Genomic DNA, 4,365 nt, shown 5'->3' with positions numbered 1-4,365 from the left:
GGGGGAGGCCCCCCGGGAGTTGTGGGGGCGGCGAGTTGAGGTGGGTCGCCGGGAGCGATTGTCCCGGTTCTGTCACGTGATTGTGCTGGGGCGGGGGCAGGGGGAACCCGCTCTGCCGTCGGTCGCTCTATGTCCACGTACCGGAGCGGATGACGTGGATCGCCTAGAAGCGAAGAAGCTGGAGCAGATCGTGACAAGGCCGAAGATTGCTGTACGGCGGGCACTGGGGACCTGTGCCGTGCTGGTGGTCGGTGCGCTGACCCTCACCGGCTGCGGCGGGGACGCCCAGGCCGACAACAAGAGTGACGGCAAGGGGACTTCGGCCGAGGACACGACGGCGCGGATCACGATCTCCGCGAAGGACGGTTCGACGGGCGCGTCCATCAACTCGACCGGGGTGAAGGTCAGCGGCGGCAAGCTGACCGAGGTGAAGATGACCGTCTCGGAGGGCGGCGCGGTCGTTCCGGGCGAGATAGCGGCGGACGGGCGGTCCTGGAAGCCGAAGGAGCAGTTGGAACGCGGCACGAAGTACCAGATCTCGGCGACCGCGAAGAACGCCGACGGGAAGACCTCGGCCGCCAACTCCATCTTCACGACCGTGTCGACGGCCAACAGCTTCATCGGGACCTACACGCCGGACAGCGGCACCACGGTCGGGGTGGGGATGCCGGTGTCGTTCACCTTCGACAAGGCGATCACGGACCGCAAGGCCGTGCAGTCGCACATCACGGTGACGTCGAGCAGCGGGCAGGAGGTGGTGGGGCACTGGTTCGGGGAGCAGCGGCTCGACTTCCGGCCCGAGGAGTACTGGAAGGCCGGGTCCAAGGTCACGATGAAGATCGACCTGGACGGCGTGGAGGGCGCGAACGGGCTCTACGGGGTGCAGGACAAGACCGTCACCTTCACGGTCGGCCGGTCGCAGGTGTCGACGGTCGACGTGAACACGCAGACCATGACGGTCGTGCGGGACGGAAAGACGATCAAGACGGTGCCGATCTCGGCCGGCGCAGCGGCGACCCCGACGTACAACGGTCAGATGGTGATCTCGGAGAAGTTCCGGCAGACGCGGATGAACGGGTCGACGGTGGGCTTCGGCGGTGAGTACGACATCGCGGACGTGCCGAACGCGATGCGGTTGACGACGTCGGGCACCTTTGTCCACGGCAACTACTGGTACAGCCGGGGCAACCCGCCCTTCGGTCGGCAGGGCACCAGCCACGGCTGCATCGGTCTCGCGGACGCCCAGGGCGCGAACAGCGACACGACCGGCAAGTGGTTCTTCGACAACTCGCTCATCGGTGACGTGGTGACGGTCAAGAACTCCCCCGACAAGACGGTCGCGCCGGACAACGGCCTCAACGGCTGGAACATGTCGTGGAGCGAGTGGACGGCGGGCGACGCCATCTGACCACGGCTTTCCGGTAGTTCGTCGGGCCGCGCGGGAACCAACCGCGCGGCTCCGGCGTTTTATGAGCGTACGTTTTCTCGGTTCCCGGACATGATGTCCGACCGAGGGGCTACGGTATGCACCCACAAGGTGACATGCAGCAACGCCGGGAGAAACCTTGAGCGTTCCGTACGAGACGGCAGCGTACGAGCCACCCGAGTCGCCCGAGTCTCCTGAGGAGCACCTCGCGCGACTCCTCGGCCGCGCCCTGAACTCCTTCGAGCTGCCCGACGAGACCATACGGCAGCTCGACTGCGCTCTCGCGCACGACAGCTCGTTGCACTCCGCGCACTACAGTTCGGGGCTGCATCGGGCGACGTACCGGCACACCTGGCTGCTCGCCGACGGCTCGGCCGTCACCCTGTGGGAGCTGGTGCACAACACGGTGCCCGGCAGCGAAACCCAGCACGAGGTGTACACGGACGACGAGGAGCTGCGGGCCGCCACCGCGCGGCTGCCGCTGCCGCCGGACGCCCCTGACTTCGAGCTGCCCGTCTCGGTGGAGCTGGCGGCGTTCCCCGAGCCGCGCCACGAGTACGTGTTGGACGACTCGGCGGATCACGCCCGTCGGCTGCTGCGGCGCGCGGAGAACCCGGACCCTCCCGGGGACGAGCTGGCCACGCTGCTGCTGCGGACCGCGTTCGCGCACGAGATCACTCAGGCCTTCGGCCGCCCGCACCGTCCCGCACGCCGGGGTCGGCCGAGCCTCAGTTTCTCGCTCTACGAGCATGCCTTCCTGCTGACCGACGGGCAGGAGATCTCCCTGTGGGAGGTCGAGCACACGGCCACACCGGACGGCCGCCACATGTGCGAGGTGTACGTGTCGGAGGACGCGGCCCGGGACGCGATGGAACGACGCGCGGGGACGCTCGGTTAGCGGACCAGGCCGGCCCGCGGGAGCGGAGTGTTCAGGCCAGGCGGTCGTCGCTGAACTGGCGGGCCAGGAACGCGAACGCGTCCTGTTCCGCCGGGGTCAGCTCGACGTGCTCCACGTGGGGGCCCTTGCGGAGCTGATGGGGCAGTCCGCGCAGTCGTTGTCCGCGCCGACGGCCCAGATCGGCGAAGCGGTCGCGGTGGGTGTCGCTGTCGCGCCGCAGCACGCGGACGAGCACGGCGACCCAGATGACCGCGGCGAGGACGAGGGCGGTCCCGCCCATCAGCTGGAGTATCGACACGTGCTCAGGCATGCCGTCCAGTAGACACCACCGGATGGGACTTTGAGCCCGGACCGTGACGTATCTCGCAGGTGCGGCTTACACGTCACACGGGTTGTAAAGGATCTCAAAGGGGCGCACGGGGCAGAAACACTTACGGCCGCGGCCCCCTCGTGGGGGAGGGGGCCGCGGCCGTCGTACGGTCCCGGGTTCAGGCCGCGACCGGTTCCTTCGTCTCCGCCGTGGCGGCGGGGGCGGACTGCGGGGCCGCGTCCGGCTGGGTCTTGCGCATGCCCTTCAGGACGATGACCAGGCCTGCCGTGACCGCCGTGCCGATCGCGATGGCGAGCAGGTAGAGGAACGGCTTGCCGATCAGCGGGGTGACCCAGATGCCGCCGTGCGGGGCGCGCAGGGTCGAGCCGAAGGCCATGGCCAGCGCGCCGGTGACCGCGCCGCCCGCCATGGAGGCGGGGATCACGCGCAGCGGGTCCGCCGCGGCGAAGGGGATGGCGCCCTCGGAGATGAACGAGGCTCCGAGCACCCAGGCCGCCTTGCCGTTCTCGCGCTCGGCGGTGGTGAACAGCTTCTTGCGGAGGGTGGTGGCGAGCGCCATGCCCAGCGGCGGGACCATGCCGGCCGCCATGACCGCCGCCATGATCTTCATCGCGGAGTCGCTGGGGTCCTGCACGGCGATACCGGCGGTGGCGAAGGCGTAGGCCACCTTGTTGACGGGGCCGCCGAGGTCGAAGCACATCATCAGGCCGAGGAGGACGCCGAGGAGGATGGCGTTGCTGCCGGAGAGGCCGCTCAGCCAGTCCGTCATGCCCTTCTGGGCCTCGGCGATGGGCTTGCCGATCACCACCAGCATCAGGAAGCCGACGATCAGCGACGAGACGAGCGGGATCACGACCACCGGCATGATGCCGCGCAGCACCGGCGGGATCTTGATCCGTTGGATGGCCATGACGACCCCGCCGGCGATCAGACCGGCGACCAGACCGCCGAGGAAACCGGCGTTGATGTTGGCGGCGATCATGCCGCCGACGAAGCCGGGGACGAGTCCGGGCCGGTCCGCCATGCCGTACGCGATGTAGCCGGCGAGGACGGGGATGAGGAAGCCGAAGGCGACGGCGCCGATCTGGAACAGCAGCGCCGCCCAGCTGTCTACCTGCAGCCAGTCGAAGTGTTCGGTGACGGGCTTGGCACTGTTGATCTCCCAGCCGCCGATCGCGAAGCCGAGGGCGATGAGGAGACCGCCCGCGGCGACGAACGGGACCATGTAGCTGACGCCGGACATCAGCCACTTGCGCAGCTTGGTGCCGTAGCCGTCACCGGAGTCGCCCGCGCGGTCGACGGGGGTGCCGGGGCGGGCGGCGGCCGTGGTCTCGCCGCGTTCCGCCTTGCTGCGGACCTCGGCGATGAGTGCGGCGGGGCGGTTGATGCCCGCCTTCACCCCGACGTCGACGGTGGGCTTCCCGGCGAACCGGTCCTTCTCCCGTACGGGGACGTCGTGGGCGAAGATCACGCCGTCGGCGGCGGCGATGACGGCCGGGTCGAGGCGGGTGAAGCCGGCCGAACCCTGCGTCTCGACGACGATCTCGACGTCACCGGCGTCCCGGCCCGCGTTCTCCAGCGACTCGGCGGCCATGTAGGTGTGGGCGATGCCGGTGGGGCAGGAGGTGACGGCGACGATCCGGAAGGGGCGGGCCTCGGCGGGGGCCGCGGCTTCGGGTGCCGCCGGGACCGTCGTGGCCGGGGTGGCCG

Annotated in this window: 4 protein-coding genes; 2 read left to right on the top strand and 2 right to left on the bottom strand. The window is 69.5% G+C overall.

What is annotated here, in order from left to right; all coding sequences use genetic code 11:
- The first annotated feature begins 190 nt into the window (after positions 1 to 190).
- Together P1P70_RS41380 and P1P70_RS41375 are read left to right on the top strand one after the other, a co-directional pair.
- On the top strand, positions 191 to 1,408 hold the full coding sequence (locus P1P70_RS41380; protein ID WP_319247162.1) for a L,D-transpeptidase: 1,218 nt from the start codon (positions 191 to 193) through the stop codon (positions 1,406 to 1,408).
- A 157-nt stretch (positions 1,409 to 1,565) separates the two neighbouring features.
- Positions 1,566 to 2,324 (top strand): DUF6227 family protein, encoded by a 759-nt coding sequence (locus tag P1P70_RS41375; RefSeq protein ID WP_319247160.1) that lies wholly within the window; start codon positions 1,566 to 1,568, stop codon positions 2,322 to 2,324.
- A gap of 31 nt (positions 2,325 to 2,355) precedes the next feature.
- On the opposite strand, the gene P1P70_RS41370 is transcribed toward P1P70_RS41375, so the two are convergent.
- Together P1P70_RS41370 and P1P70_RS41365 are read right to left on the bottom strand one after the other, a co-directional pair.
- On the bottom strand, positions 2,356 to 2,634 hold the full coding sequence (locus P1P70_RS41370) for a hypothetical protein (protein WP_319247158.1): 279 nt from the start codon (positions 2,632 to 2,634) through the stop codon (positions 2,356 to 2,358).
- 178 nt (positions 2,635 to 2,812) lie between these two features.
- The coding region (locus P1P70_RS41365) for a PTS fructose transporter subunit IIBC (protein WP_319247156.1) at positions 2,813 to 4,365 on the bottom strand (1,553 nt) is incomplete at its 5' end.

The organism is Streptomyces sp. MB09-02B (assembly GCF_033794485.1).
GTDB lineage: Bacteria > Actinomycetota > Actinomycetes > Streptomycetales > Streptomycetaceae > Streptomyces.
This window is presented reverse-complemented; position numbering and strand designations above follow the sequence as displayed.